Source organism: Streptomyces sp. DSM 40868 (assembly GCF_011820545.1).
Lineage (GTDB): Bacteria > Actinomycetota > Actinomycetes > Streptomycetales > Streptomycetaceae > Streptomyces > Streptomyces eurythermus.
The window spans coordinates 5192476-5218819 of sequence record NZ_CP050504.1 but is presented as its reverse complement, the minus strand read 5'-3'; the positions used below and the strand labels follow the sequence as shown (position 1 = coordinate 5218819).

At 71.1% G+C, this 26344-nt stretch carries 26 protein-coding genes and 4 tRNA genes; 8 read left to right on the top strand and 22 right to left on the bottom strand.

Annotated elements, in window-relative coordinates; all coding sequences use genetic code 11:
• Nucleotides 1-12: 12 nt before the first annotated feature.
• The 10 genes from rpoB to HB370_RS23840 form a co-directional block, all read right to left on the bottom strand.
• Nucleotides 13-3498 (bottom strand): DNA-directed RNA polymerase subunit beta, encoded by a 3486-nt coding sequence (rpoB, locus tag HB370_RS23885; protein ID WP_030778446.1) that lies wholly within the window; start codon nt 3496-3498, stop codon nt 13-15.
• A gap of 548 nt (nt 3499-4046) precedes the next feature.
• Nucleotides 4047-4436 carry a 50S ribosomal protein L7/L12 gene (gene rplL / locus HB370_RS23880; RefSeq protein WP_106980597.1) on the bottom strand — a complete coding sequence of 130 codons (390 nt, stop codon included), beginning with the start codon at nt 4434-4436 and terminating at the stop codon, nt 4047-4049.
• A gap of 108 nt (nt 4437-4544) precedes the next feature.
• A complete protein-coding gene (rplJ, locus tag HB370_RS23875; RefSeq protein WP_030601305.1) occupies nt 4545-5075 on the bottom strand; it encodes a 50S ribosomal protein L10 in 531 nt (176 codons plus the stop codon).
• 930 nt (nt 5076-6005) lie between these two features.
• Nucleotides 6006-6941, bottom strand: coding sequence for a hypothetical protein (locus HB370_RS23870; RefSeq protein WP_030778443.1), 936 nt, complete (start codon nt 6939-6941; stop codon nt 6006-6008).
• 166 nt (nt 6942-7107) lie between these two features.
• The gene (gene rplA / locus HB370_RS23865) at nt 7108-7833 is read right to left on the bottom strand and encodes a 50S ribosomal protein L1 (protein WP_030778441.1); all 726 of its coding nucleotides are present in this window, start codon (nt 7831-7833) and stop codon (nt 7108-7110) included.
• A gap of 109 nt (nt 7834-7942) precedes the next feature.
• Nucleotides 7943-8377, bottom strand: coding sequence for a 50S ribosomal protein L11 (gene rplK / locus HB370_RS23860; RefSeq protein ID WP_030601313.1), 435 nt, complete (start codon nt 8375-8377; stop codon nt 7943-7945).
• Nucleotides 8378-8508: 131 nt separating this feature from the next.
• Entirely contained in the window at nt 8509-8958 is a 450-nt protein-coding gene (locus tag HB370_RS23855) for a hypothetical protein (protein WP_051815438.1), read from the bottom strand.
• Between the two features lie 26 nt (nt 8959-8984).
• Entirely contained in the window at nt 8985-9863 is an 879-nt protein-coding gene (nusG, locus tag HB370_RS23850) for a transcription termination/antitermination protein NusG (RefSeq protein ID WP_030778437.1), read from the bottom strand.
• A gap of 80 nt (nt 9864-9943) precedes the next feature.
• A complete protein-coding gene (secE, locus tag HB370_RS23845) occupies nt 9944-10228 on the bottom strand; it encodes a preprotein translocase subunit SecE (RefSeq protein ID WP_030601348.1) in 285 nt (94 codons plus the stop codon).
• A gap of 106 nt (nt 10229-10334) precedes the next feature.
• Nucleotides 10335-10407, bottom strand: a tRNA-Trp gene (locus tag HB370_RS23840).
• Nucleotides 10408-10668: 261 nt separating this feature from the next.
• On the opposite strand from HB370_RS23840, the gene HB370_RS23835 reads away from it, so the two are divergent.
• Entirely contained in the window at nt 10669-11895 is a 1227-nt protein-coding gene (locus HB370_RS23835; RefSeq protein WP_030778435.1) for a pyridoxal phosphate-dependent aminotransferase, read from the top strand.
• Nucleotides 11896-12022: 127 nt separating this feature from the next.
• Complete coding sequence (locus HB370_RS23830) at nt 12023-13063, top strand: adenosine deaminase (RefSeq protein WP_030778433.1); 1041 nt, start codon at nt 12023-12025, stop codon at nt 13061-13063.
• A 199-nt stretch (nt 13064-13262) separates the two neighbouring features.
• On the opposite strand, the gene HB370_RS23825 is transcribed toward HB370_RS23830, so the two are convergent.
• Nucleotides 13263-13886, bottom strand: coding sequence for a TetR/AcrR family transcriptional regulator (locus tag HB370_RS23825; protein WP_030778431.1), 624 nt, complete (start codon nt 13884-13886; stop codon nt 13263-13265).
• A gap of 113 nt (nt 13887-13999) precedes the next feature.
• On the opposite strand from HB370_RS23825, the gene HB370_RS23820 reads away from it, so the two are divergent.
• On the top strand, nt 14000-14632 hold the full coding sequence (locus HB370_RS23820) for an NAD(P)H-binding protein (RefSeq protein ID WP_030778429.1): 633 nt from the start codon (nt 14000-14002) through the stop codon (nt 14630-14632).
• Nucleotides 14633-14645: 13 nt separating this feature from the next.
• Here the strand turns inward: HB370_RS23820 and HB370_RS23815 are convergent, their stop codons facing one another.
• The 6 genes from HB370_RS23815 to HB370_RS23790 all read right to left on the bottom strand — a co-directional run bounded on the left by HB370_RS23815 (nt 14646) and on the right by HB370_RS23790 (nt 17334).
• Nucleotides 14646-15701 (bottom strand): UDP-N-acetylmuramate dehydrogenase, encoded by a 1056-nt coding sequence (locus HB370_RS23815; protein WP_030778427.1) that lies wholly within the window; start codon nt 15699-15701, stop codon nt 14646-14648.
• Between the two features lie 137 nt (nt 15702-15838).
• Nucleotides 15839-16267 carry a MaoC family dehydratase gene (locus HB370_RS23810; RefSeq protein ID WP_030778424.1) on the bottom strand — a complete coding sequence of 143 codons (429 nt, stop codon included), beginning with the start codon at nt 16265-16267 and terminating at the stop codon, nt 15839-15841.
• 7 nt (nt 16268-16274) lie between these two features.
• Nucleotides 16275-16727 (bottom strand): MaoC family dehydratase N-terminal domain-containing protein, encoded by a 453-nt coding sequence (locus tag HB370_RS23805; RefSeq protein ID WP_030601369.1) that lies wholly within the window; start codon nt 16725-16727, stop codon nt 16275-16277.
• A gap of 160 nt (nt 16728-16887) precedes the next feature.
• Nucleotides 16888-17052, bottom strand: a complete 165-nt coding sequence (gene rpmG / locus HB370_RS23800; protein ID WP_003948671.1) for a 50S ribosomal protein L33 — start codon at nt 17050-17052, stop codon at nt 16888-16890.
• Between the two features lie 90 nt (nt 17053-17142).
• A tRNA-Met gene (locus tag HB370_RS23795) sits at nt 17143-17215 on the bottom strand.
• A 46-nt stretch (nt 17216-17261) separates the two neighbouring features.
• Nucleotides 17262-17334: transfer RNA gene (locus tag HB370_RS23790), tRNA-Thr, on the bottom strand.
• Nucleotides 17335-17575: 241 nt separating this feature from the next.
• On the opposite strand from HB370_RS23790, the gene HB370_RS23785 reads away from it, so the two are divergent.
• Together HB370_RS23785 and HB370_RS23780 are read left to right on the top strand one after the other, a co-directional pair.
• Nucleotides 17576-18850, top strand: coding sequence for a hydrolase (locus HB370_RS23785; protein WP_030778422.1), 1275 nt, complete (start codon nt 17576-17578; stop codon nt 18848-18850).
• 123 nt (nt 18851-18973) lie between these two features.
• On the top strand, nt 18974-19630 hold the full coding sequence (locus HB370_RS23780) for an SDR family oxidoreductase (RefSeq protein ID WP_030778420.1): 657 nt from the start codon (nt 18974-18976) through the stop codon (nt 19628-19630).
• A gap of 6 nt (nt 19631-19636) precedes the next feature.
• Here the strand turns inward: HB370_RS23780 and HB370_RS23775 are convergent, their stop codons facing one another.
• From HB370_RS23775 to HB370_RS23765, 3 genes are all read right to left on the bottom strand, one after another.
• On the bottom strand, nt 19637-19849 hold the full coding sequence (locus HB370_RS23775) for a hypothetical protein (protein ID WP_030778419.1): 213 nt from the start codon (nt 19847-19849) through the stop codon (nt 19637-19639).
• 77 nt (nt 19850-19926) lie between these two features.
• On the bottom strand, nt 19927-20151 hold the full coding sequence (locus HB370_RS23770; RefSeq protein WP_030641125.1) for a hypothetical protein: 225 nt from the start codon (nt 20149-20151) through the stop codon (nt 19927-19929).
• A gap of 110 nt (nt 20152-20261) precedes the next feature.
• The gene (locus tag HB370_RS23765) at nt 20262-20987 is read right to left on the bottom strand and encodes a class I SAM-dependent methyltransferase (RefSeq protein WP_030778417.1); all 726 of its coding nucleotides are present in this window, start codon (nt 20985-20987) and stop codon (nt 20262-20264) included.
• A gap of 92 nt (nt 20988-21079) precedes the next feature.
• Between HB370_RS23765 and HB370_RS23760 the strand changes: the two genes are divergently transcribed.
• Entirely contained in the window at nt 21080-23698 is a 2619-nt protein-coding gene (locus tag HB370_RS23760) for a SpoIIE family protein phosphatase (RefSeq protein ID WP_030778415.1), read from the top strand.
• Nucleotides 23699-23760: 62 nt separating this feature from the next.
• Here the strand turns inward: HB370_RS23760 and HB370_RS23755 are convergent.
• Nucleotides 23761-23842 (bottom strand) — tRNA-Tyr (locus HB370_RS23755).
• 226 nt (nt 23843-24068) lie between these two features.
• Between HB370_RS23755 and HB370_RS23750 the strand changes: the two genes are divergently transcribed.
• Nucleotides 24069-24557: a YajQ family cyclic di-GMP-binding protein gene (locus HB370_RS23750; RefSeq protein WP_030778411.1), complete on the top strand. Its 489-nt coding sequence runs from the start codon at nt 24069-24071 to the stop codon at nt 24555-24557.
• A 97-nt stretch (nt 24558-24654) separates the two neighbouring features.
• Here HB370_RS23750 and HB370_RS23745 read toward each other — a convergent pair whose 3' ends face one another.
• The gene (locus HB370_RS23745; protein ID WP_030778410.1) at nt 24655-24921 is read right to left on the bottom strand and encodes a GlsB/YeaQ/YmgE family stress response membrane protein; all 267 of its coding nucleotides are present in this window, start codon (nt 24919-24921) and stop codon (nt 24655-24657) included.
• A gap of 157 nt (nt 24922-25078) precedes the next feature.
• Here HB370_RS23745 and HB370_RS23740 point away from each other — a divergent pair, with 157 nt between their 5' ends.
• Complete coding sequence (locus tag HB370_RS23740) at nt 25079-26332, top strand: amino acid permease (RefSeq protein ID WP_030778408.1); 1254 nt, start codon at nt 25079-25081, stop codon at nt 26330-26332.
• Nucleotides 26333-26344 lie beyond the last annotated feature (12 nt).

Below are 26344 nucleotides of genomic sequence, written 5' to 3'. Positions count from 1 at the left end.
CGCCGGCTCCCGTCAGACCTCTTCGACGCTGCTCGGCTCGCGCCGGGACAGGTCGATACCGAGCTCCTCCGCAGCGCGGAAGACGTCCTCGTCGGTGTCGCGCATCTCGATGGACATACCGTCGCTGGACAGCACCTCCACGTTCAGGCAGAGCGACTGCATCTCCTTGATGAGCACCTTGAAGGACTCGGGGATGCCGGGCTCGGGGATGTTCTCGCCCTTGACGATGGCCTCGTAGACCTTCACGCGGCCGGTGACGTCGTCGGACTTGATGGTCAGCAGCTCCTGCAGCGCGTAAGCGGCGCCGTAGGCCTCGAGTGCCCACACCTCCATCTCACCGAACCGCTGGCCACCGAACTGGGCCTTACCACCCAGCGGCTGCTGGGTGATCATCGAGTACGGGCCGGTCGAACGGGCGTGCAGCTTGTCGTCGACCAGGTGGTGCAGCTTCAGGATGTACATGTAGCCGACCGAGATCGGGTCCGGGAACGGCTCACCGCTACGGCCGTCGAACAGCCGCGCCTTGCCGGACGGGAGCACCATGCGCTCGCCGTCGCGGTTCGGGATGGTGTGCTGCAGCAGACCCGCCAGCTCGTCCTCGCGGGCACCGTCGAAGACCGGGGTGGCGACGTTGGTGCGCGGGGCGACCTTGTCGGCACCGATGGCCTGCAGACGCTGCGCCCACTCGTCCGCGAGGCCGGAGACGTCCCAGCCGCGGCTGGCGAGCCAGCCGAGGTGGATCTCCAGGACCTGTCCCGGGTTCATTCGGGACGGCACACCCAGCGGGTTGAGGATGATGTCGACCGGGGTGCCGTCCTCCAGGAACGGCATGTCCTCGATCGGCAGGATCTTGGAAATGACACCCTTGTTGCCGTGACGGCCGGCGAGCTTGTCACCGTCGGTGATCTTGCGCTTCTGCGCGACGTAGACGCGGACCAGCTGGTTCACGCCCGGCGGCAGCTCGTCGCCCTCCTCGCGGTCGAAGACGCGCACGCCGATGACCTTGCCGGTCTCACCGTGCGGCACCTTCAGCGAGGTGTCACGGACCTCACGGGCCTTCTCACCGAAGATCGCGCGCAGCAGGCGCTCCTCGGGGGTCAGCTCGGTCTCACCCTTCGGGGTGACCTTGCCGACGAGGATGTCACCGGCGATGACCTCGGCACCGATGCGGATGATGCCGCGCTCGTCGAGGTCGGCGAGGACCTCCTCGGAGACGTTCGGGATGTCCCGGGTGATCTCCTCGGGGCCCAGCTTGGTGTCACGGGCGTCGACCTCGTGCTCCTCGATGTGGATCGAGGAGAGGACGTCGTCCTGCACGAGGCGCTGCGACAGGATGATCGCGTCCTCGTAGTTGTGACCCTCCCACGGCATGAACGCCACGAGCAGGTTCTTGCCGAGGGCCATCTCGCCGTTCTGGGTGGCCGGACCGTCGGCGAGGACCTGGCCCTCGATGACGCGGTCGCCCTCGTTGACGATGACCTTCTGGTTGACCGAGGTGCCCTGGTTGGAGCGGGCGAACTTGGCCAGGCGGTACGTGATGTACGTGCCGTCGTCGTTGGCGGTGGTGATGTAGTCCGCGGAGACCTCCTGGACCACACCGGCCTTCTCGGCCTTGACGACGTCGCCGGCGTCGACGGCGGAGCGGTACTCCATGCCGGTACCGACGAGCGGGGCCTCCGACTTAATCAGCGGAACGGCCTGGCGCATCATGTTCGCGCCCATGAGGGCACGGTTGGCGTCGTCGTGCTCGAGGAACGGGATCATGGCGGTCGCGACCGACACCATCTGGCGCGGCGAGACGTCCATGTAGTCCACGTCCTCGGGGCCGACGTAGTCGACCTCGCCGCCACGGCGGCGGACCAGGACGCGGCTCTCCTCGAAGCGGAGGTCGCTGGTCAGCGGCGCGTTGGCCTGCGCGATGACGAAGCGGTCCTCCTCGTCGGCGGTCAGGTAGTCGACCTCGTCGGTGACCTGGCCGTCGATGACCTTGCGGTACGGGGTCTCGACGAAACCGAACGCGTTGACCCGGCCGTAGGAGGCGAGCGAGCCGATCAGACCGATGTTCGGGCCTTCGGGCGTCTCGATCGGGCACATGCGGCCGTAGTGCGAGGGGTGCACGTCACGGACCTCGAAGCCGGCCCGCTCACGGGACAGACCACCGGGGCCGAGCGCCGACAGACGGCGCTTGTGCGTCAGACCAGACAGCGGGTTGTTCTGGTCCATGAACTGCGACAGCTGGCTGGTGCCGAAGAACTCCTTGATGGAGGCGACGACCGGCCGGATGTTGATCAGGGTCTGCGGCGTGATCGCCTCGACGTCCTGGGTCGTCATGCGCTCGCGCACGACGCGCTCCATACGGGCCAGACCCGTACGGACCTGGTTCTGGATCAGCTCGCCGACGCTGCGCAGGCGGCGGTTGCCGAAGTGGTCGATGTCGTCGGTCTCGACGACGACCGTCTCGCCGTTGTCACCGGTGGTCTCGGTCTCGCCGGCGTGCAGCTTCACCAGGTACTTGATCGTCGCGATGATGTCCTCGACGGTCAGGATGCCCGCGTCCAGCGGGGTGTCCGTACCCAGCTTCTTGTTGACCTTGTAGCGGCCGACCTTGGCGAGGTCGTAGCGCTTGGGGTTGAAGTAGAGGTTCTCCAGCAGCGTCTGCGCGGCCTCGCGCGTGGGGGGCTCGCCCGGGCGCAGCTTGCGGTAGATGTCGAGCAGCGCGTCGTCCTGGCCCTGGGTGTGGTCCTTCTCCAGGGTGGCGCGCATCGACTCGTAGTCGCCGAACTCCTCAAGGATCTGCTCGGTGGTCCAGCCGAGCGCCTTCAGCAGTACGGTGACCGACTGCTTGCGCTTGCGGTCGATGCGGACACCGACCATGTCGCGCTTGTCGATCTCCATCTCCAGCCAGGCACCCCGGGACGGGATGATCTTGGCGGAGAAGATGTCCTTGTCGGACGTCTTGTCGATGCTGGAGTCGAAGTAGACACCGGGGGAACGGACCAGCTGCGACACCACGACACGCTCGGTGCCGTTGATGACGAAAGTGCCCTTGTTCGTCATGAGCGGGAAGTCGCCCATGAAGACCGTCTGGGACTTGATCTCACCGGTCTCGTTGTTGGTGAACTCGGCGGTGACGAAGAGCGGGGCGGCGTACGTGAAGTCGCGCTCCTTGCACTCGTCGATGGAGTTCTTCGGCGGCTCGAAGCGGTGGTCCCGGAACGTCAGCGACATCGACCCGGAGAAGTCCTCGATCGGGGAGATCTCCTCGAAGATCTCCTCCAGACCGGACTTGGTGGGGACGTCCTGACCGTTCTCCAGAGCCTCCTCGACCCGAGTCTGCCAGGCGGTGTTGCCGAGCAGCCAGTCAAAGCTCTCGGTCTGCAGCGCGAGCAGGTTCGGAACCTCGAGGGGCTCCTTGATCTTTGCAAAGGAGATGCGCAGCGGGGCGGTGCTGGCGCCGTTGTTCGTATTCGCGGTCGAGGCAGTGCGCGAGGCGGCCAAGAGGGGGTCCTTCCGAGGGCTCGGACTCACTACGCGCGTACCGGTCCCTCTCCTGTACACAGGGACGGAAACCCCAGGTCGGGGGGCATCGGTCGACTGTGCTCAAGTGAGGGCAGACCCCTGGTGACGGGCAGGGGACAGCTAACAGGCAGCGCAAAGGGTCAGTGTAGCCACTTGGCACACTGATGTCCAGCGCGGGTTTTCGAAGACCCTCGTTGTGCTCAACGCCTCTCTCAACGCCCTCGGCATCCTGCCCTCAACGCACGTTGATACTGCCCTCTTCGTCGTCGATCCATGCCTCGGATTCGGATCCTTGTGACGACGCGTCCTGAGAATTGCGCGCTGCGTGCGGTTCGTCAAGGGTTCCTTGCCGGAACCGGGGCGTCCGGAGACACGACGAAGATCACCTTACCCCGCACGAACACAGGTGCAAGGCAGCCCTCGCCAGGCTCCGGGGAACGCCGAAGGGCGACCACCCAGATGGATGATCGCCCTTCGGTGCGTTCGCGTTACAGCCCTAGCGGGCCGCTGTGGCGGTCGCGAAGGTCTTACTTGACCTCGACGGAGGCACCGGCGCCCTTGAGGGCCTCGGCGGCCTTGTCAGCGGCCTCCTTGTTGACCTTCTCGAGGACCGGCTTCGGGGTGCCGTCGACGAGGTCCTTGGCCTCCTTCAGACCCAGGGAGGTCAGCTCACGCACGACCTTGATGACCTGGATCTTCTTGTCGCCGGCGCCGGTGAGGATGACGTCGAACTCGTCCTTCTCCTCCTCGGCCTCGGCGGCGGCACCACCGGCGGCACCGCCGGCCACGACGACCGGGGCGGCAGCGGCAGCGGTGACGTCGAACTTCTCCTCGAACGCCTTCACGAACTCGGAGAGCTGGATCAGGGTCATGCCCTCGAACTCGGCGAGCAGTTCGTCCTGGGTGAGAGCCATGATGGCTTTCCTTCCACTAAATCGGCTGGTGCCGGATGTACATGAATGGCGGGCGTACGTTCGGCCCGCTACGACCGCTGCCTGACGGCTGCGGTCATGATGCGAGCCGAATTACTCGGCACCGCCCTGCTCGGCCTGCTTGGCGCGCAGCGCGTCCACGGTGCGGACGAGCTTCGACGGCAGCGCCTGGAAGACGGAGGCAGCCTGGGACTGCTTCGCCTTGAAGGCACCGGCCAGCTTGCTGAGCAGAACCTCGCGGGACTCGAGGTCCGCAAGCTTCTTGATCTCGTCGGCGGACAGCGCCTTGCCGTCAAGGACACCGCCCTTGATGACGAGATTCGGGTTCTCCTTGGCGAAGTCACGCAGACCCTTCGCCGACTCCACCGGGTCACCGGTGACGAAGGCGACGGCCGTCGGGCCAGCGAAGAGCTGGTCCTCCAGCGTGATCCCGGCCTCCTTGGCCGCAATCTTGGTCAGCGTGTTCTTCACCACGGCGTACTGGGCGTTCTCACCGAGCGACCGGCGCAGCGTCTTGAGCTGCGCCACGGTGAGACCGCGGTACTCGGTCAGCACGGCGGCGTTGGAGCTGCGGAACTTGTCCGTCAGCTCCGCAACCGCGGCAGCCTTGTCGGGCCTCGCCATAGAGCCTCGGCCTCCTTCCGGGTGATTCGGACCGCGCGGACCCGAAGGAGGACTGGGAAAAAGAAACGCCCCGGCGCAGGCGCACGGGGCGGACTCGACCGGCCTTGCACACGCTCGGCGCGTGCACTCCGGGAGTACTTCCACAGTCACCTGCGCGGGTCGCCCACTTTTCAGCGGATCCTTCGGCCACCGCACCCTCATGAGAGCGCACGGCAACGACCAGCGGTCTTTGGCTTCTCCCAGAGAGTACGGGACCGTCTCCCCACAGAGCAAATCGGACCGTTTACGGCGGGGATGCGGTGGGGATAGGGCGACGGACCGACGGCACGCCGGAGCCACGACGCGAGCGGGGACCGGAGCCGGACCGGGGCCCAGGCGGGGGCGGGGATACGGCGGAGGGCCCGGGCCGGGGGGGCGGCCCGTACCGCGGTGATCCGGGGCATGCTCGGAGGCCCGGACAGGGACGCCGGCCGGGCCGCTTCCGGCGGTACGGCGGCGGGTCCGCACGCGGCGCAAGAGGGAACCGGCGGGCCCGGGGACGTGGCCGCGGTACTACGGCGAGCCGTGCCCGGGAGGCGGCCGGTGCTGCGGCGAACCGACGCACGGCCGAGGCGCCGGCGGGGCCAGGGCCAGCGGTACGGCGGGCGGGTCCGCACAGGTACCTTCACGGTACGGCGGACACGCCACACGAGCGGGGAATCAGCCCTGAGGACCCGTGACGGGCCGGGGGCTCCCCTGGCGCTCCAAGGCGGGGCCGTGGGGCGTACCCGACGCCCGGCCGGGGCCGGCTACAGGCCCGGGCCCGCGCCCCGACCCGCAAGAGCCACCCGCAGGCCGGCCGGACCCCGGGGCCTGCCGGCGGGGTCGGGGGCGTGCGCGGGGCGCTGTGCGACCGGGAGCAGGCTCAGGGGGCCGGCGGCGTCGGTTGGGTCAGGAGGCGGTGCCCGTGCCCGTGCCGCCCGTGGCCATGCCGCCGGACTTCATCATCTCCGCGAAGTCCTTGGTGTCGCCGGCCGGCGGGGCCTCGGCGGTGACCTTCACGCCGTAGTCCGAGTAGAACGTCGTGTTGTTCAGGGTGCCGTTGGCGGTGTCGGCCTTCTCGGTCTTCTTGATCAGGAGGTCCTGGTCGTTGACCCAGATGTCGATGGTCTCGGTGGTGATGCCGGCCTGGCTGAGCTGCTTCTTCAGGGCCGCCATCTGGTCGGCGCCGAGGTTGCTGGTCTTGTCGGCGAGGGTGGCGACGTCGACCTTGCCGGAGTAGTGCGTGGTCTGGACGCCGGAGACCTTCTCCTCGCCGACCTTCTTCACGTCACCGGAGGCCAGCAGCATCTTCACGGACTGGTTCGGCGTGGCGTTCTGCAGCTGGTCCTTCATGTACGACCCGGACGCGCCGCCGAGCTTGGCGAGGTCGTCGTAGGAGTACTTGATCCAGTGCTTGCCGCCGCCCGCCTGCTGGGCGTACGTCTCGCTCATGTGCGCGTAGTAGGCGTCCGGCAGATACCGGGCCTCCATCGACTGGGTGCCGGCCTTCTTCATCAGCTCGGCCATCTTGCCGCCGGTGTAGGTGATGGTCAGGTTGCCCTTGAGACCGTCGTTCCAGGTGAGGGCGCCGTTCGCGGTCATCGACATGAGGTCGCCGAGGGACGTCGTGGAGCGCACCTTCGCCGAGTCGGCCTGGTCGGTGGACTTCTCCACGGACCGCAGCGCGGCGATCGGGCTGAGGTGTATCGCGCCCTTGCCGGCCGCCTTGTCACCGCCCTTGTCACCGCCCTTGTCCGAGTCGGAGGAGCCGCAGGCGGCCACTCCGGTCAGCGCGGCCACCACCGCGATGGAAAGGGTCGCCCGGCGCACGGTCGTGCTCTTCATCTGCTCCCACCCCTGTTGAGTGTCCTGTGCCTGCACCGTAGCCCAGGCCACTGACACTCGTTCGAAAGGACGTACACAGAAAGGACGGGCCCGGAACCGGAGAGGTTCCAGGGCCCGCCCTTTTTGTTTACGCGTCCCTGACGCGGCTACCGCGCTGAGCCGGGGCTCAGACGGCGGCCGGGTCCTCCTCGACGAGGAGGTTGCGGGTGCGGTTCGGGTCGACCGGAATGCCGGGGCCCATCGTGGTGGTGATGGCGGCCTTCTTGATGTAGCGACCCTTGGCGGCGGACGGCTTCAGACGGAGGATCTCCTCCAGCGCGGCGCCGTAGTTCTCCACCAGCTTGTCGTCGTCGAAGGACGCCTTGCCGATGATGAAGTGCAGGTTCGAGTGCTTGTCGACGCGGAACTCGATCTTGCCGCCCTTGATGTCGGTGACGGCCTTGGCCACGTCAGGGGTGACGGTGCCGGTCTTCGGGTTCGGCATCAGACCACGCGGGCCGAGGACACGGCCGAGGCGGCCGACCTTGCCCATGAGGTCCGGGGTGGCGACGACGGCGTCGAAGTCCAGACGGCCCTTCGCCACCTCGTCGATCAGCTCGTCGGCACCGACGATGTCGGCGCCCGCGGCACGCGCGGCCTCGGCACGGTCGCCGGTCGCGAAGACCAGGACCCGGGCGGTCTTACCGGTGCCGTGCGGAAGGTTCACGGTGCCACGGACCATCTGGTCGGCCTTGCGCGGGTCGACACCCAGACGGAAGGCGACCTCGACGGTGGCGTCGAACTTGGTCGTGGAGGTCTCCTTGGCGAGACGGACGGCCTCGAGCGGGGCGTACAGCTTCTCCCGGTCGACCTTGGCGTCCGCAGCGCGGAGAGCCTTGCTGCGCTTGCTCACAACTTGCTCCTGTGTGTTCTGAAAGGAGTCGTGGTCCCTGGGCCGAGCAGGCCCTGCCACGTGCGGCCGCGAAATGCGGGCAGCCGCATGACTGCTACGAAGGTGGGGTTCAGCCCTCGACCGTGACGCCCATGGAACGCGCGGTACCGGCGATGATCTTCGCGGCGGCGTCCAGGTCGTTCGCGTTCAGGTCGGGCATCTTGGTCTGGGCGATCTCGCGGACCTGCGCCTGGGTGATCTTGGCGACCTTGGTCTTGTGCGGCTCGCCGGAGCCCTTCTCGATGCCCGCGGCCTTGAGGATCATCTTCGCGGCCGGCGGCGTCTTGGTGACGAAGGTGAAGGAACGGTCCTCGTAGACCGTGATCTCCACCGGGATGACCCAACCGCGCTGCGACTCGGTCGCGGCGTTGTAGGCCTTGCAGAACTCCATGATGTTGACGCCGTGCTGGCCCAGCGCCGGGCCGACCGGCGGGGCCGGGTTGGCGGCGCCGGCCTGGATCTGGAGCTTGATGAGCCCCGTGACCTTCTTCTTCTTGGGAGGCATGCTCTCTCCGGGTCCTTACTGAGAGGTTGATGGCCGCCTGCGACTAACGGATCCATGCCGTTGCACGATCCCGCAGATGGCATACCGCACAACGATAGCCGCTTTCCCCACGAGTCAAGAAATCCCCCAGGTCAGGGGTCCTGTACGAGGTCCTCGGGACGCCGGTCGCGCAGCACGTGCACGGCCGCGGCGAGCAGCGCGAGCAGGCTCGCGCCCACGGGCACGGCGAGCAGCGCGGCGACCGTCCCGCGCCCGGTGTCGGCGGCGAGCGCCACCCGCTGCGGCTCGCCGGGCGCGGCGCGCACGGACACCGTGTCGCCCTCGGCGTGGCCCCCCGCGCGCGTACCGACCGGCAGGCCGGCGGTCACCCGCTCCCCCGCGAGGGAGTACGTCACCGTGCAGCGGCCGAGGAGGCAGGCCCCGTCGTGGAAGGTGGCCGCGACCGGCTCGGCGCCGCGCAGTCCGGTGCGCTGCCAGGCCGCCGGCACGCAGACGGCGTACAGCAGGACCAGCGGCACCAGCACGGCCACGGCGACGAGGGCGGGCCGGACACGGCGGAAGCGCCCCGGGCCGGTGTTCACCGGCGGGGCGCTTCCGGGGTGTGTGCTCAGTTCTTCTGGATCTGGTCGAAGGACAGCTCGACCGGGGTCTCCCGGCCGAAGATCTCGACCAGGCCCTTGACCTTCTTGGAGTCGGGGTTGATCTCGTTGATGGTCGCCTGGAGCGTGGCGAACGGGCCGTCGGTGACGGTGACCGAGTCGCCGACCTCGAAGTCCAGCACCTGGACCTCGACCTTGCGCTGCGGGGCGGGCTTGCCCGCGGCCTCGGCGGCCTCGCGGGCGGCCTTGTCCTCGGCCTCCGGGGCGAGCATCTTGACGATCTCGTCCAGGGTCAGCGGGTAGGGGTCGTAGGCGTTGCCGACGAAGCCGGTGACGCCCGGGGTGTTGCGGACGACGCCCCAGGACTCGTTGGTCAGGTCCATGCGGACCAGGACGTAACCCGGCAGCTTGTTCTGCTTGATCGTCTTGCGGTCGCCGTTCTTGATCTGGACGACCTCCTCCTGCGGCACCTCGGCCTGGAAGATGTAGTCCTCGACGTTCAGCGAGACGGCGCGCTGCTCCAGGTTGGTCTTCACGCGGTTCTCGTAACCGGCGTAGGTGTGGATGACGTACCACTCGCCGGGCAGGGTGCGCAGTTCCTCGCGCAGGGCCTCGACCGGGTCGACCGGGGCGGCAGGCTCGGCCTCCGCGGTCTCCTCGACGGCTTCCTCGGCGGCCTCGTCGCCCTCGTCCTCGGAGTCGTCCTCGTCCTCGGCGTCCTCGGCGTGCACGGCGGCCTCCTCGGCCGGCTCCCCCGCCTCGGCCTCGGCAGCCTCGAACTCGTCCTGGTCGTCCGCGCCCTCGACGATGTCGAGCTCGTCGTCCACCGTCTCGGCAGCCACCCCGCGGGGCTCAGTGGCGTCGTCGTTCAGGTTCGGGTCAGACACGATGGCTGCTTCTTCCTGGATACATAGGGGTGGAACATGCGAAAAGGGGCGCCGGTACCACGGCGCCCTTCGCTTTTGGCTCAGCCGAAGACGTACTTGGCCGCGTGGTCGAGCCCATAGTCAATCACGGTCACCAGAGCGATCATGATGACGACGAAGAAGATCACCACGGTGGTGTACGAAGTCAGCTGATTGCGCGTCGGCCAGACGACCTTGCGGAGCTCCGCGATGATCTGGCGGTAGAAGGTGGCGAGGCGCTTCAGCGGGCCCTTCTTGGCGCGCTTTCCGCCCTTGCGGGCCTTCTTGGACTCGGGCACCTCGTCCTGGGCATCAGGCGTGTCGATGGAGCCTACGGCGTCCGTCATAGTCCTCACCTGATCCCGGGTCGTGGCCGTGCCGCGCCCGGTTTCTGAGCCGCACGGCGGTGCATTGCTGTACGTACATGCGCACACATCCTGGCGGTGTGTGTAGCAGGGCCGGAGGGACTTGAACCCCCAACCGCCGGTTTTGGAGACCGGTGCTCTACCAATTGAGCTACGACCCTTTGTGTGTCCCCCAACGTACCGCATCCGACCGGGTGCCCGTTGTGCACCGGCCAGGCGGCGGCCGTCGAGAGGCCAACGAGGTGAGAGTGTACGTGTTCCGGGGCCCGGCGTCGAACAGAAAGTGCTCGTCGGGATCCCGGAAGGGAAGATCGTCCTGGCCGGGGGCCGGATTCGGACCCCTGTTCACCCCTCGGCCACTGGCTGCCCAGTCTGTGAAACCCGTGTGCCGGGGACATTTCCGGTCTGGAACGATGGGCCGCATGAGCGCTGCAATCCCTCCCACCGAGCGCCGGGTCTCCGCCCGAGTCGGCGCGATCTCCGAGTCCGCCACCCTCGCCGTGGACGCCAAGGCCAAGGCCCTGAAGGCCGCCGGGCGTCCGGTGATCGGCTTCGGCGCCGGTGAGCCCGACTTCCCGACCCCGGACTACATCGTCGAGGCGGCCGTCGAGGCCTGCAAGAACCCCAAGTTCCACCGCTACACCCCGGCCGGCGGCCTGCCCGAGCTGAAGGCCGCGCTCGCCGCCAAGACGCTGCGCGACTCCGGCTGGGAGCCCGACGTCTCCCAGATCCTGGTCACCAACGGCGGCAAGCAGGCCATCTACGAGGCCTTCGCCGCGATCCTCGACCCGGGCGACGAGGTCATCGTCCCGGCGCCGTACTGGACGACGTACCCGGAGTCCATCCGCCTGGCCGGCGGTGTCCCGGTGGAGGTCGTCGCGGACGAGACCACCGGCTACCGGGTCTCGGTGGAGCAGCTGGAGGCGGCGCGCACGGAGCGGACGAAGGTCGTCCTCTTCGTCTCCCCGTCCAACCCGACCGGCGCGGTGTACTCCGAGGCCGAGACCGAGGCGATCGGCCGCTGGGCCCTCGAGCACGGCCTGTGGGTGCTCACCGACGAGATCTACGAGCACCTGGTCTACGGCGACGCCGCCGCGGTGTCCCTGCCGGCCCTCCTGCCCGAGCTGCGCGACAAGTGCATCGTGGTCAACGGCGTGGCGAAGACGTACGCCATGACCGGCTGGCGCGTGGGCTGGGTCATCGGCCCGAAGGACGTCGTCAAGGCCGCGACGAACCTCCAGTCGCACGCCACCTCCAACGTCTCCAACGTGGCCCAGGCGGCCGCCCTGGCCGCCGTCTCGGGCGACCTGGAGGCCGTGGCGAAGATGCGCGAGGCGTTCGACCGGCGCCGCAAGACCATCGTGCGGATGCTCAACGAGATCGACGGCGTGGTCTGCCCGGAGCCCGAGGGCGCGTTCTACGCCTACCCCTCGGTCAAGGCGCTGCTCGGCAAGGAGATCCGCGGCAAGCGCCCGCAGGACACCGTCGAGCTGGCCGCGCTGATCCTGGAGGAGGCCGAGGTAGCGGTCGTCCCGGGCGAGGCGTTCGGCACGCCGGGCTACCTGCGGCTGTCGTACGCGCTCGGCGACGAGGACCTCGTCGAGGGCGTGAGCCGCATCCAGAAGCTGCTGGCGGAGGCGCGGGACTAGTTCCCGGCCGCCACGCCCGCGTGCGGGCCGTCTCCCCCCGGGGAGGCGGCCCGTTCGTGTGTACGGGCCGGCCCACCTACGGTGAAACGGCTACCGGGAAGACGGTGACGTACGGCAGGATCTGGGAATGGAGCGTGTACGTGATCTCTCTGAGCTGCCGAAAGCCCATCTGCACCTGCACTTCACCGGGTCGATGCGACCAGGGACCGTGCTGGAGCTGGCCGACAAGTACGGCGTACGGCTGCCCGACACGCTGCGGGACTCCCTCGTCAGCGGGGATCCGCCCCGGCTGCGCGCCACGGACGAGCGGGGCTGGTTCCGTTTCCAGCGGCTGTACGACGCGGCCCGCTCCTGCCTGCGCACCCCGGAGGACATCCAGCGCCTGGTCCGGGAGGCCGCGGAGGAGGACCTGAGGGACGGCTCGGGCTGGCTGGAGATCCAGGTGGACCCGACGTCGTACGCGCCCCGGCTGGGCGGTCTGATCCCGGCGCTGGAGGTCATCCTGGACGCGGTCGACACGGCCTCCCGGGACACCGGCCTCGGCATGCGCGTCCTGGTCGCCGCGAACCGCATCAAACACCCCCTGGACGCGCGCACGCTGGCCCGGCTGGCGGTGCGCTACGCGGACCGGGGCGTGGTCGGCTTCGGGCTCTCCAACGACGAGCGGCGGGGCCTGGCGCGGGACTTCGACCGGGCCTTCCACATCGCCCGCGAGGCGGGGCTGCTGTCGGCTCCGCACGGCGGCGAGCTGGCCGGCCCGGCGTCGGTCCGGGACTGCCTGGACGATCTGCACGCCTCCCGGATCGGGCACGGGGTGCGGGCCGCGGAGGACCCGCGGCTGCTGAAGCGGCTGGCCGACCGGGGCGTGACCTGCGAGGTGTGCCCGGCCTCGAACGTGGCGCTCGGCGTGTACGAGAAGCCGCAGGACGTCCCGCTGCGCACCCTCTTCGAAGCGGGCGTGCCGATGGCGCTGGGCGCGGACGACCCGCTGCTGTTCGGCTCGCGGCTGGCCGCGCAGTACGAGATCGCCCGGCACGCCCACGGCTTCTCGGACGCGGAGCTCGCGGAGCTGGCCCGGCAGTCGGTGCGGGGCTCGGCCGCGCCGGAGGAGGTCAAGGCGCGGCTGCTGGCGGGCGTGGACGACTGGCTGGCCCGTCCGGCCGCCTAGGTCCTGTCGTCAAACTCCCGCCGTCCGCCCGAAGGGCGGGTCGCGCGGCGTCAGGTGCGTGCTCTCGGCGTGCCGGGCCCTGACCCTCGTACTGGACGTACTTGGGTCTGGGCCCGGTGCGGCGAGAGTGCGTGCATGGCGTCGCGCGACAGGCGGGAGTTTGACGACAGGGCCTAGACCGCCCGGCGGGGCCCTGGGGTCACCTGACCGGCTCGTGCGGGGCCTGGATGCCGCCGAGGAGGGTCCGGGCGAGGCGGGCGGCGAACTCGTCCACCGGGGGCCGCCGCCCGGTCTCGGTGGCGTCGTAGGCGAAGGCCCGCTGGGCGCAGGCGCCCATGAGGAGTGAGGCGGCGGCGTAGGTGTCGGCGTCGGCGCGGACCCGGCCGGCGGCCTGTTCGGCGCGGAGGTAGGCGTCCACCCCCTGGATGGGCATGTGCGGGCCGGAGCCGAGGGCGCGCAGGGTGTCGTCGTGGCGCCGTTTGAGCTGGGTCTCGGCGTACAGGGACGCGGCGATCGGGAAGCTCTGCTCGTAGAAGAGCGCGGCCTGGCGGGCGATCTCGGTGAGGTTCTCCTCCAGGGTGGCCCGTCCCGGCGCGGCGGAGAGGCTGTCGAGCAGCGGGGTGAGCCGGGGCAGCCGCTCGGTGAGTACCCGTACGAACAGCTCTTCCTTGCTGTCGAAGTACTTGTAGAGGGCCGCTTCGGAGCAGCCGGCCGCGCGGGCGATCTCCTTGGTGGTGGCGCGGGCGAGTCCGACGGTGAGCATCAGCTCGTGGGCGGCCTCGAGGATGCGCACACGCGCGGGCTTCGTCTCCACGGGCTCCATGGAACTCCTAATCGGCCTTGACGCATCAGTAAGTGATTACTCACTCTAGGAGGCACGTGGGTGAGTGAGCACTCACCCACCATGGACGCGCACGGGAATCGGGGAAGATCACCATGAAGCTCACTGTTTTCGGCGCCACCGGGGGGACCGGCCGTGAACTGGTCCGCCAGGCCCTGGACGCCGGTCACGACGTCACGGCGGTCGTGCGGGATCCTGCCCGGCTCCCGGTGTCCGGGGACCGCCTGGAGATCGTCCGCAACGGCCTGGAGGACCCGGAGGAGCTGCGCGCCGCCGTCCGGGGCCGCTACGCCGTCCTGTCCGGCCTGGGGCCGCGCGGCCGCAAGGCCGACGGGGTGACCGCCCGGCTGACCCGGGCGATCACCGGCGCCATGGAGGCGGAGGGGGTGCGCCGGCTGCTGGTGGTCAGTGCCAGCCCGGTCGGCCCGGCCCCCGAGGGCGACGGCCCCCTGGACCGCGCGGTGCGGGGGATCGTGTCGGCGGTCCTGAAGGACGTCTACGCCGATCTGCGCGAGATGGAGGCCGGCCTGGCCCGCAGCGACACCGACTGGACGTGCGTACGGCCGCCGCGGCTCCAGGACAAGCCGCTCACCGGCCGCTACCGCACGGTCGTCGGCGGCACCCCGGCCAGGGGCCGCTTCCTCGCGCGCGCGGACGTCGCGCACGCGATGCTGTCGATGATCGACGCCAAGGAGACCGTGCGGCAGGGCGTGGGAGTGGCCTACTGAGCCGGCCCCGTCCCTACAGGCTCACGCCGACGGTCACCGGCTCGTTGACGAGCGTCACTCCGAAGGCCGCGCGGACCCCGTCGACCACCTCGCGGGCCAGGGCGAGCAGGTCCTCCGTGGTGGCCTCGCCCCGGTTGGTCAGGGCGAGGGTGTGCTTGGTGGAGATGCGGGCGGGACCGGTGCCGTAGCCCTTGGTGAAGCCCGCCTTGTCGATCAGCCAGGCCGCGGACGTCTTCGTACGGCCCTCCCCCGCCGGGTAGGCGGGCGGTTCGACGCCCTCGCCCAGGCGCTCGCGCACGCGCGCGTGGAAGGCGGCGAACTGTTCGTCGGTGAGGATCGGGTTGGTGAAGAAGGAACCGGCGGACCAGGTGTCGTGGTCCTCCGGGTCCAGCACCATGCCCTTCCCGGCGCGCAGCTTCAGCACGGTCTCGCGGGCGTCGGCGAGCGGCACCCGGTCGCCGGTCGCCACACCGAGCGCGCGGGCGGTCTCGGCGTACTTCAGCGGCGCGGACAGCCCGTCCGCGTCCTCCAGTCCGAAACGGACCCGGAGCACGACATAGCGGTCCGGATCGGCCTTGAAGCGGCTGTGGCGGTACGAGAAGGCGCACTCCTCGTTCGTCAGGGTGACGGTCCGGCCGGCCCGGCGGTCGTACGCGATCACCTCCGTGATCGTCGAGGAGACCTCCTGGCCGTAGGCGCCCACGTTCTGGATCGGCGTGGCGCCCGCGGAGCCGGGGATGCCGGCCAGGCACTCGATCCCGGCGAGCCCGGCCTCCACGGTGCGGGCGACGGCGTCGCTCCACACCTCGCCGGCCGCCAGCTCCAGCGTGTTGCCGCGCAGTTCGAAGCCGCGCGTGGCGATGCGCAGCGCGGTGCCGTCGAATCCCTTGTCGCCGATGACGAGGTTCGAACCGCCGCCGATGACCAGCAGCGGCGTACCGCTGTCGTCGGCCTCGCGTACGGCGGCGATCACCTCGGCGTCGGTGCCGGCCGTGACCAGCCGGGTCGCGGGGCCGCCCAGCCGGAAGGTGGTCAGCGGGGCAAGGGGGGCGTCGTGGAGTACCTGCACGGGGCCAAGCGTACGAGACGTCACCGAGGGGGCCGGGCAGGCGGGGAGCACCCGCCTCCGGGAACGCCGGGCAGAGCCTCGGACGCGTAAGGGGCGCCCCTCCAAGGAGGTCGCCCCTTACACCGGCTCCGGCTCCGTCAGGCCAGGCGTACGACCGCCCGGGACATGCCCAGCACCTTTTGGCCGGCGCTCGTCGCCGTCAGGTCCACGCGGACGGTGTGGTCGTCCAGCTTGGCCGCGACCTTGCCGCTGACCTCGATCAGGGCGCCCTGGTCGTCGTTCGGGACGACGACGGGCCGGGTGAAGCGGACGCCGTACTCCACGACCGCGCCCGGGTCCCCGGTCCAGTCCGTGACCACGCGGATCGCCTCGGCCATGGTGAACATGCCGTGCGCGATGACGTCCGGCAGGCCCACCTCCTTGGCGAACTTCTCGTTCCAGTGGATCGGGTTGAAGTCCCCGGAGGCACCGGCGTAGCGCACCAGCGTGGCGCGCGTCACCGGGAAGCTCCGCGCCGGCAGCTCGGTGCCGACCTCGACCTCGTCGTACGCGATCTTCGCCGTCATCGGATCCTCACGCCTCCTCGGCCGCGCGGGCCACGAGCTTGGTCCAGGCGGTCACGACGAGCTCGCCGGACTCGTCGTGGACCTCACCGCGGATGTCCAGGATGTCGTTGCCCGCGAGGGACTTGATCGCCTCGATGGTGGAGGTGACCGTGAGCCGGTCGCCGGCGCGCACCGGGCGGGCGTAGGCGAACTTCTGGTCGCCGTGCACCACGCGGCTGTAGTCCAGGCCGAGCTGCGGGTCCTGGACGACCTGTCCGGCGGCCCGGAAGGTGATGGAGAACACGAAGGTCGGCGGGGCGATCACATCGGGGTAGCCGAATTCCTTGGCGGCCTCGGGATCGGTGTACACCGGGTTGGTCTCGCCCACCGCCTCGGCGAACTCGCGGATCTTCTCCCGGCCCACCTCATAGGGCGCGGTGGGCGGGTAGGTCCGTCCCACGAAGGACTGGTCGAGCGCCATGGCCCGGCACCTCCTGATCTCTGCTGTGATGGCCCCAAATTAGCCGGAAACCGGTCGCGGAATGCGCGGGGGGCCGGTGGGGGCCTCGATGCGGGACGGGCCGTGGAAACGCCGTGAGGCCGCCCCCTCGGAAGGGGACGGCCTCACGGACGAGCCTGATTTATCGCGTTTCGCGGTGCGCGGTGTGCGCGTTGCAACGCGGGCAGTGCTTCTTCATCTCAAGACGGTCCGGGTTGTTACGCCGGTTCTTCTTGGTGATGTAGTTCCGCTCCTTGCACTCCACGCAGGCCAGCGTGATCTTCGGGCGGACGTCGGTGGCAGCCACGTGAGTGCTCCTAAGACGAACGGATGGACTGGTTCAACGCAAGAAAGAGTAGCCGATCGAAGGACCGACCCCGCAATCGGCTACTGTCAGTAGCGGTGACCGGACTTGAACCGGTGACACAGCGATTATGAGCCGCTTGCTCTACCGACTGAGCTACACCGCTTTGATGAGATCAGCTCCCGCCTTGCGACGGGAACCTCTCACATCAGAGCCCCAAAACGGAATCGAACCGTTGACCTTCTCCTTACCATGGAGACGCTCTGCCGACTGAGCTATTGGGGCGAGCGATGAAGACATTACACGGTCCGCCGCCGTTCACCCAAATCCGTATCCCGCCGCCCCACCGGGAGCCCTCCGCGGGGTGCCGGGAGAGGGCGGACCACGCCGGTACGACTATTGCGCTCCTGCGGGATCCGCGCGGCTCCCGAGCCTAGGCTCGACTCGCCCTGCGTGATCTTGGGGCGACCACGCGCCCCTGCCCCACGCCGGCCCGCCCGAGCCCTCCCGCCCGACCTGGAGCGCGATGCCCGACAGCCAGCCGCAGCCGCAACCGCCGTCGAACCCGCCGCGCCCGCCCGGAACCCCGGGACCGTCCGGCCCGGCCGCCCTGCTGCTGTGCGGGGCGCGGCTGACCGACGGCCGGACCGTGGACGTACGGCTCGGCGGCGGGCGCATCGAGGCGGTGGGCACGGTCGGCAGCCTCGCGCCGGGCCCGGCCCGCACGGGCCTCGCCCGCGTGGACCTGAGCGGCTACCTGCTGCTGCCGGCCCCGGCCGAAGCGCACGCCCACGGGGACACCGCGCTGTCCGCCGAGCACCCGGGGCCGGTGTCGTACGCCCCCGAGGACGTCCAGCGGCGGGCGACCCAGGCGGCGCTGCTGCACCTCGGGCTCGGCGCGACGGCGGTGCGCGCGCACGTGCGCGTGGGCGACGTCCGGGGCCTCGGCGCGCTCGGCGCGGTGCTGCGGGCCCGGCGGTCGCTGCGGGGGCTGGCGGAACTGACGACGGTGGCGATGCCCCGGCTGCTGACCGGGGTGGCCGGGGCCGACGGGCTGGCGATGCTGCGGGACGCGGTGAGGATGGGCGCCTCGGTGGTGGGCGGCTGCCCGGACCTCGACCCGGACCCCGCCGGCTATGTCGAGGCGGTTCTGGAGGTGGCCTCCGAACACGGCTGCCCGGTGGACCTGCACACCGACGCCGCCGACCCGGCCCGGCTGGCCCGGCTCGCGGCCATGGCCGGGGGCCTGCGCCCCGGCGTGACGATCGGACCGTGCGCCGGTCTCGCGCGCCTGCCCGCCCAGCTCGCCTCGCGCGCCGCCGACCAACTCGCGGCGGCCGGCGTGACGGTGGTCTGCCTGCCCCAGGGCGGCTGCGGCGGCACGTCCCGGCGCGGCACGGCACCGGTACGGCTGCTGCGGGCGGCCGGGGTACGGGTGACGGCCGGCGGCGGGGCGCTGCGCGATGTCTCCAACCCCGTGGGCCGCGGCGACCCCTTGGAGGCGGCGTACCTCCTCGCGTCCGTCCACGGACTGCGCCCCGAGGACGCCTACGACGCGGTGTCCGCCTCGGCCCGGGCGGCGCTGGGCCTGCCGGAGGTACGGGTGGAGGCGGGCTTCCCGGCCGAGTTGCTGGCCGTACGCGGCGACCGGCTGGCCGGGGCGCTCTCCCTGGCCTACAGCCGGATCGTGGTGCACCGGGGCCGCGTGGTGGCCCGTACGAGCGCGGTACGCGAGTACTGCCACGCGACCGGCGCGGAGGAACCGGGGCTGCCCCGGCAGGGCCGCGGAGAGCTGTCCTGAGCGGGCCGCCGGGCGGGGTCCGGCAGGGGTGCACGCGCGCGTGGCCGCGCTCGTACGCGGGGCCGGTGTCATGCCGGTCGACTCGTGCGGCGGGCGTGGCCCTGCGGGCGTACGGTCGGAATCATGCGCATTGTCATCGCTGGTGGTCATGGTCAGATCGCGTTGCGGCTGGAGCGCCTGCTCTCCGCGCGCGGTGACGAGGTCGCGGGGATCATCCGCACGCCGGAGCAGGGCGACGACCTGCGGGCGGCCGGCGCCGAACCGGTCCTGCTCGACCTGGAGTCGGCCCTGCTGGAGGAGGTCGCGGCACACCTCCAGGGCGCCGACGCGGCGGTCTTCGCGGCGGGCGCGGGCCCGGGCAGCGGCGCGGTCCGCAAGGACACGGTGGACAGGGGCGCGGCGGTGCTGTTCGCGGACGCGGCCGTACGCGCGCGCGTACGGCGCTTCCTGGTGGTGTCCTCGATGGGCGCGGACCCCGCGCACCAGGGGGACGAGGTCTTCGACGCGTATCTGCGCGCCAAGGGCGAGGCCGACGCGTACGTCACCCGGCAGGAGGCGCTGGACTGGACGATCCTGCGCCCCGGCGCGCTGACGGACGAGCCGGGCACCGGACTGGTCCGCATGGAGGCGCACACCGGGCGCGGCTCCGTCCCCCGGGACGATGTCGCGGCCGTCCTCGCGGAGCTGGTGGACACGCCCGCGACGGCCGGTCTCACGCTGGAGCTGATCAGCGGTTCCACGCCGGTGTCGGTCGCGGTCAAGTCGGTGGCCGGGAACTGAGCGGACTCAGAACAAGGGCAGCTGACCGGGAAACTCCGGCAGGACATAGCCGTCCAAGGAGGGCTGGGCGGCGCCGAGTTGCGCGTGCCGCCGGGATCCGGCGCAGGAGACGAGGTCGCCGTTCGCCCGCGCCCCGGGCGGGTCGTGGCGCGCGAAACGGCCCGCTACGACGGCGATGTCGCGGTGGCACACGGGACAGGTTCTGCGTCGGGAGGACATACCGCCAGTGTGCCCGCCGGCGTGCCGGGACACCGACCGGCCGTCAGATGCGCGTACGGGCGGGCGTGATGGCGTGGTCAGGTCCGGGTCTCCGCCTCCCACCGGTCGGGGCCCACTCCGCGCCAGTCGATCAGCGGGGAGTCGGCGACCTCCTCAGGTTCGATCTCCAGCCCCGCCCGGCGCAGGAACTCCACGAGGTCCCGCACGTTGTGCGCGAGTCCGAGGATCTCGCCGTCGACCCGCACCCGGCGGCCGCCGGTCGGGGACGGCAGGTGCACGATGATGGGGCGTTTCCCGGCCATGGCTCCAGCATCGTCCGGACCGCCCGGCCCCGCACCCGGGCCGGTCATCCGACCGGCTGGGACCAGGGTCCTGGGAGCGTTCCGGAGTCATGGGCGGCGGGCCACGGAGTTCATGGGCGACGGGCCACGAAGACGAGCTCCCGTCCCGGTCTGTCGGGGGCGTCACGGACCTCCTCGACCACGTAGCCGTGCGCGAGCAGGTCCCGCTCGACCTCGGCGCGCTCCCGGAAGCGCAGCGTGGAGTCCGAGGTGAGCACCTGTCCGTCCGCCGCGAAGGCGTAGCTCTGGCGGAAGGTCACCAGCGGGCCGCTCACCTCGGTCACCTCGACCCAGTACTCGACCGTTCCGGCACCGGGGACCTCCGTCACGAAGTACGACTGCTCACGGGTCCACTCCGCCCAGCCGCGCCGGGCCGGATCACGTGTCTCGAAGACCAGCCGTCCGCCGGGCCGCAGCGCTTCCCGGGCTCCCCGCAGCGTCTCCCGCCACGCGTGCGGATCGACGACGGCCTGGGCGACGTTCCCCGTCATCGTCGCCAGGTCCGCCCGGAGCGGCGGAAGGCCGGTCGCGTCACCGTGGATCCAGCGGACGCGCTCGCCACCCGGTTTGGCCCGGGCGACGTCCAGGGAGGCCCGGGCGGGGTCGACGCCGACGACCTCGATGCCGCGACCGGCCAGGAGGAGGGCGAACACCCCGGTCCCGCAGCCGATGTCCAGCACGCGGCGCGCCCCGAACTCCTCCGCCATGCCCAGATACGCGTCGAGGTCCGCCCGGCCGGAGTGGAGCGGGTCGTAGACCGCGGCGAGACGTGGGTGCGCGAAGCAGTCGTCGGCCATGCGGACGAACGTACGCGGCGCCGGGCGCGGCCGACGACCGGTTTTCCCGGGCGGGCGGAGTTCAGGTACGGGGTTCTGGGCACCCAGCCGGTATGGGCAGCCCGATTCCTCCGGGAGCGTCGGCGCGGCGCCTGGCTCCGGCGCCGGAGAACGTCGTGGCGGCCCGGAGGTTCGTACGGTCGGTGCTGGACGGTCTGGCGCCGGACGTGGTGGAGACCGCCGAGCTGCTGACGGGCGAGCTGGTGACCAACGCGGTCGTCCACGCGCGCACCGGGATCGAGGTCGAGGCCTGGACCGTCGAGGGCCAGGCCCATGTGCGGGTCAGCGATCACCGCCCGGACCACGGGCTGGTACCGCACGTCCGTCACCTGTACGCCAGCACCGGCAGGGGCCTGGCCCTGGTCGAGGAGCTGGCCACCAGCCATGGCGTCCACAGCGGGGAGGACCGCAAGACGGTCTGGTTCGAGGTGTGGCCCGAGGCACCGGCGCCGCCTCCGTCCGCGTGGGAGACCGTGGCGCCGCCCGGCCGGACCGTCACCGTGACGCTGAACGACGTACCGTACGCCCTCTACTGGGCGGCCCAGCAGCAGTGGGAGGGGCTGCTGCGCGAACTGCTCCTCGCCCGGCCCGGCACCTCCTGGACCGGGGTGTCCCCCGAGGACCACGCCGTCGCCCAGGACACGAGCGGGATGATCTGCGCGTCCATGACGGCGGCGGTGGAGCAGGAGACCCCCGACAGTTCGACGCTCTCCCTGCGGGTGGCGTTCGCGGCGGACGCGGCGCCCCGCATCGCGACGCTGCGCCGGGTCCTCGACGCCGCCGACACCGCGGCACAGCAGGAAAGCCTGCTGGCCCTGCCGCCCCTGCCGCACATCCGGGCCTTCCGGCACTGGCTGCTCGACCAGATCACCGGCCAGCTGCTCGGCGGACAGCCCACCTCGTGGACGCAGGTCACCGGCGCCCCGGGCGCCAACCCGACGGATCTGGCGCCCTGGGACGCGAGCGAGGTGGAGGCGGCCCTCGTGCCGACCGTCGCGGCCGACGACACCAACCGGATCGTCGCGGTGAACGACGCCGCGTCGGGCCTGCTGGGCTGGCCTGCGCACGATCTCGTCGGCCGGCCGCTGACCGTGCTCATGCCCGAACACCTCCGCCGACGCCATGTGACGGCCTTCACCTCGCTGCTGCTCACCGGCGAGTCCCGCATCCTGGGCCGTCCGATCCCGGTGCCCGCGCTGCACCGGGACGGCCGGGTGGTCCCGATCCGCCTCACCATCCAGACGCAGGAGGCGATCGACGGGCGGACCGTGTTCGTCGCCCAGCTCACCATGACGACGGCTCCCCCCGCCCCGCCGGACACCCCCGGGGACGTCCGCCCCGCCACCCGGCCGGTGCCGGGACCGGTGCACCTGCCGACCACCACCAAGAAGGCGAAGACGCTGAGCACGGAGACGGCGGCGCCGGAGTGGCTGTCCCTGTTCGCCGACACCGGCATGGCGCTGACCAGCACCCTCGATCCGGAGGAGCGGCTACGACGGGTGTGCCATGTCCTGACCCGGAACCTGGCCGACTGGTGTGCGGCGGACCTCGTCGACGAGCAGGGGCGGCTGGAGCGGGTCTGTGTCGTGCACCGCGACCCCCACGCGCCGGTGTCCGAGGCCCACCTCGGCACGCTGCCGCCGGCGTCCGGGGCCACGCAGAGTTCGCTGCTCAGGGTGGTGCGCGGCGCCGGCCCGCTGCTGGTGACCGACATCTCCCCGCCCGACGACCCGCAGAGCCCCTTGGACGCCCGGCAGCGGGACCTCGTGCGGCAGCTGGGCGCGAGCAGCGCGGTCGTCGCTCCGCTGCGGGCCGAGAGCGCGGTGTTCGGGGCCCTGACCATGGTCCGTACCGATGCCGGGCGCCCGTTCGCCAAGGAAGACGTTCCCTTGATCGCGGAGCTGGTCCGCGCCGTCGCGCTCGGCGTGGACAACGCCCGTCTGCACCAGCACGCCCGCTCCAACGCCGAGCACCTCCAGCGCGCGCTGCTGCCCGAACTGCCCCGCGCCGACCGTCTGGAGCTGGCCGCCCGCTATGTGCCGTCCAGCACCACCGCCGAGGTCGGCGGCGACTGGTACGACGCCTTCACGCTGCCGGGCGGTGACATCGTGCTGGTCATCGGGGACGTGTCCGGTCACGACCTCCAGGCCGCGGTCGCCATGAGCACCCTGCGGAACATGCTGCGCGGTATCGCCGTCGACCGGCAGGAACCGCCCGAGGAGGTCCTGCGCCGCCTGGACCTGGCGAGCCAGACCCTGAACCCGCAGTTCACCGCCACCTGCGTGTACGGCCTGGTCAAGAGCGACGCGCACACGACGTACCTGCACTACTCCTCGGCCGGCCACCTGCCGCCCCTGCTGACCACCGAGGAGGGCGGGACGCGGTACCTGGACGCGGGCCGGGGCCTGCTGATCGGGATGGACCCGCAGCTGCCCCGCCGGTCCGCCTGGGAGCTGCTGCCGCCCCACTCCACGCTGCTGTTCTTCACGGACGGCCTCATCGAACGCCGCGGTGAGTCGCTGGACGAGGCCATGAGCAGGCTCCGCCGCTCCACCGCCGCCCTGGCGCGGGCCCCGCTGGACGTCTTCTGCGACGAACTGATCCTCAGATTCGGCCGCGACACGACCGACGACATAGCCCTGCTCGCCCTCCGCCCCGGTCCACCGGCCTGACCCACGTACGACGATGGCCCCGTGACCTGCGTATCGCAGGTCACGGGGCCATCGTTCCCGTGTGGCGGCGCCAGGATTCGAACCTGGGAAGGCTGAGCCGGCAGATTTACAGTCTGCTCCCTTTGGCCGCTCGGGCACACCGCCGGGTATCGCTGCCGTTCGAACCCCGCCTTTCGGCGGTGTTCCCCGGCAACGACGTAAACAATACCCGATGCACGGGGGTGCTTCGCCACCCGGTTGATCTCCGCATCCGGGGGCGCGGGGTGGCTAGGCTGGTGCGGATGCGGCCCGGTGCTCCACCGGGCCCGGCGGTCGCCGCCGCGCGCCGGCACCCACCCCATACGCACCCCGATACAAGGAGCCACAGGACATGGCCGACTCCAGTTTCGACATCGTCTCGAAGGTCGAGCGGCAGGAGGTCGACAACGCCCTCAACCAGGCCGCCAAGGAGATCTCTCAGCGCTACGACTTCAAGGGCGTGGGGGCTTCGATCTCGTGGTCCGGCGAGAAGATCCTCATGGAGGCGAACTCCGAGGACCGGGTGAAGGCCGTCCTCGACGTCTTCGAGTCCAAGCTCATCAAGCGCGGCATCTCGCTGAAGGCGCTGGAGGCGGGCGAGCCGCAGCTCTCCGGCAAGGAGTACAAGATCTTCGCGTCGATCCAGGAGGGCATCTCCCAGGAGAACGCCAAGAAGGTGGCGAAGATCATCCGCGACGAGGGCCCCAAGGGCGTCAAGGCGCAGGTCCAGGGTGACGAGCTGCGCGTCAGCTCCAAGAGCCGCGACGACCTCCAGGCCGTGATCGCCCTCCTGAAGGGCAAGGACTTCGACTTCGCGCTGCAGTTCGTGAACTACCGCTAGGCGCACGGAACGCGGAAAGGGCGGGTGCCGTGGGGCACCCGCCCTTCCGTGCCGCCCGGACCGCCTCCGGCCGCGCTCGGTCGCGCAAGTCGCCGGATCAGTCGCGTGAGTTGCCGAACAGGATGCGGTAGACGATCAGCAGCACCAGGGAGCCGCCGATGGCCGCCGCCCAGGTCGCGCCGTCGTAGAAGTGCTTGCTGACCGGGTGGTCCAGCCAGCGCGCCGAGATCCAGCCGCCGAGGAACGCGCCCGCGATGCCGATGAGGGTCGTCCCGATGAAGCCGCCGGGGTCGCGGCCCGGCAGCAGGAGCTTGGCGATGGCTCCGGCCAGCAGCCCCAGGATGATCCAGCTGATGATGCCCATGCCGTGAACCTGCCCTCCCGCGCGGTGTCCGCGCTGTCCGTACCCCGGTTCTCCGCCGTGGGCCCGGTGCCCGGCACGCGCGCGTGTTCGTGCCGTGTCGAGAAAGAAGACGCCGGCGGTCCATCCGCTGGTTGCCGCGCTCAGTAGGGTGCGGCGCATGACACGTACGGATGCCGGTCTGCGCCGTGGTCTGGGCGTGCGGGACGCCGTGGTCGTGGGCCTGGGGTCGATGATCGGCGCCGGGGTGTTCGCCGCGCCGGGCCCCGCCGCGCGGGCGGCCGGGTCCGGGCTGCTCCACGGGCTCGCCCTCGCCGCCGTGGTCGCCTACTGCAACGCGCTGTCCTCCGCCCGGCTGGCCGCCCGCTATCCGGCCTCCGGCGGCACCTACGTGTACGGCAGGGAGCGGCTGGGCGCCTTCTGGGGGTATCTGGCCGGCTGGGCCTTCGTCGTCGGCAAGACGGCCTCCTGCGCGGCCATGGCGCTCACCGTGGGCACGTACGTGTGGCCGGGGCAGGCGCACGCGGTGGCGGTCGCCGCCGTGCTGGCGCTGACCGCCGTGAACTACGGCGGGATCCAGAAGTCGGCGTGGCTGACGCGGGGCATCGTGGCCGTCGTCCTCGCCGTGCTCGCCGCCGTGGTCGTGGTGTGCCTGGCATCGGGCCGGGCGGACGCGGGGCGGCTGGGCGGCGGCCCGTCGGCGGGGCCGGGCGGGGTGCTCCAGGCGGCCGGGCTGCTGTTCTTCGCGTTCGCCGGGTACGCGCGGATCGCCACCCTCGGGGAGGAGGTGCGCGATCCGGCGCGCACGATCCCGAGGGCCGTTCCGCTGGCGCTGGGCATCGCCCTGGTGGTGTACGCGGCCGTGGCCGCCTCGGTGCTCGGTGTGCTCGGCGCGGACCGGCTCGGGCACGCGGCGGCGCCGCTGGCCGACGCGGTGCGGGCGGCGGGGGCACCGGGGCTGGTGCCCGTGGTGCGGGCGGGGGCGGCGGTGGCGGCGCTGGGCTCGCTGCTGGCGCTGATCCTCGGGGTGTCCCGTACGACGCTCGCCATGGCCCGCGACGGGCATCTGCCGGGCGCGCTGGCGGCCGTGCACCCGCGGTTCCGGGTGCCGCACCGGGCGGAGGCGGCGGTGGGCACGGTGGTCGCCGTGCTGGCCGCGACGGTGGACGTGCGCGGCGCGATCGGTTTCTCGTCCTTCGGTGTGCTCGCCTACTACGCCGTCGCCAACGCCTCGGCCTGGACGCTGAGCGCGGCCCCGCGTGCCCGCGTGGTGCCCGCCGTGGGCCTGCTGGGCTGCGCCGCGCTGGCGTTCGCACTGCCGCCGGTCTCGGTGGCCGTCGGCGCGGGCGTGCTCGCGCTGGGCGTGGCGGTCTACGGCGTACGGCGGTGGTGGGCGGGCCGGAGCGGGGCCTGATGCCTCTTCGGG

Coding starts and splice junctions, on each gene's coding strand:
- rplJ (WP_030601305.1), bottom strand. CDS start 5,075: ATGGCGAGGCCCGACAAGGCTGCCGCGGTTGCGGAGCTGACGGACAAG.
- HB370_RS23870 (WP_030778443.1), bottom strand. CDS start 6,941: ATGAAGAGCACGACCGTGCGCCGGGCGACCCTTTCCATCGCGGTGGTG.
- rplK (WP_030601313.1), bottom strand. CDS start 8,377: ATGCCTCCCAAGAAGAAGAAGGTCACGGGGCTCATCAAGCTCCAGATC.
- secE (WP_030601348.1), bottom strand. CDS start 10,228: ATGACGGACGCCGTAGGCTCCATCGACACGCCTGATGCCCAGGACGAG.
- HB370_RS23835 (WP_030778435.1), top strand. CDS start 10,669: ATGAGCGCTGCAATCCCTCCCACCGAGCGCCGGGTCTCCGCCCGAGTC.
- HB370_RS23830 (WP_030778433.1), top strand. CDS start 12,023: ATGGAGCGTGTACGTGATCTCTCTGAGCTGCCGAAAGCCCATCTGCAC.
- HB370_RS23825 (WP_030778431.1), bottom strand. CDS start 13,886: ATGGAGCCCGTGGAGACGAAGCCCGCGCGTGTGCGCATCCTCGAGGCC.
- HB370_RS23820 (WP_030778429.1), top strand. CDS start 14,000: ATGAAGCTCACTGTTTTCGGCGCCACCGGGGGGACCGGCCGTGAACTG.
- HB370_RS23810 (WP_030778424.1), bottom strand. CDS start 16,267: ATGACGGCGAAGATCGCGTACGACGAGGTCGAGGTCGGCACCGAGCTG.
- HB370_RS23805 (WP_030601369.1), bottom strand. CDS start 16,727: ATGGCGCTCGACCAGTCCTTCGTGGGACGGACCTACCCGCCCACCGCG.
- HB370_RS23785 (WP_030778422.1), top strand. CDS start 17,576: ATGCCCGACAGCCAGCCGCAGCCGCAACCGCCGTCGAACCCGCCGCGC.
- HB370_RS23780 (WP_030778420.1), top strand. CDS start 18,974: ATGCGCATTGTCATCGCTGGTGGTCATGGTCAGATCGCGTTGCGGCTG.
- HB370_RS23775 (WP_030778419.1), bottom strand. CDS start 19,849: ATGTCCTCCCGACGCAGAACCTGTCCCGTGTGCCACCGCGACATCGCC.
- HB370_RS23770 (WP_030641125.1), bottom strand. CDS start 20,151: ATGGCCGGGAAACGCCCCATCATCGTGCACCTGCCGTCCCCGACCGGC.
- HB370_RS23765 (WP_030778417.1), bottom strand. CDS start 20,987: ATGGCCGACGACTGCTTCGCGCACCCACGTCTCGCCGCGGTCTACGAC.
- HB370_RS23760 (WP_030778415.1), top strand. CDS start 21,080: ATGGGCAGCCCGATTCCTCCGGGAGCGTCGGCGCGGCGCCTGGCTCCG.
- HB370_RS23750 (WP_030778411.1), top strand. CDS start 24,069: ATGGCCGACTCCAGTTTCGACATCGTCTCGAAGGTCGAGCGGCAGGAG.
- HB370_RS23745 (WP_030778410.1), bottom strand. CDS start 24,921: ATGGGCATCATCAGCTGGATCATCCTGGGGCTGCTGGCCGGAGCCATC.
- HB370_RS23740 (WP_030778408.1), top strand. CDS start 25,079: ATGACACGTACGGATGCCGGTCTGCGCCGTGGTCTGGGCGTGCGGGAC.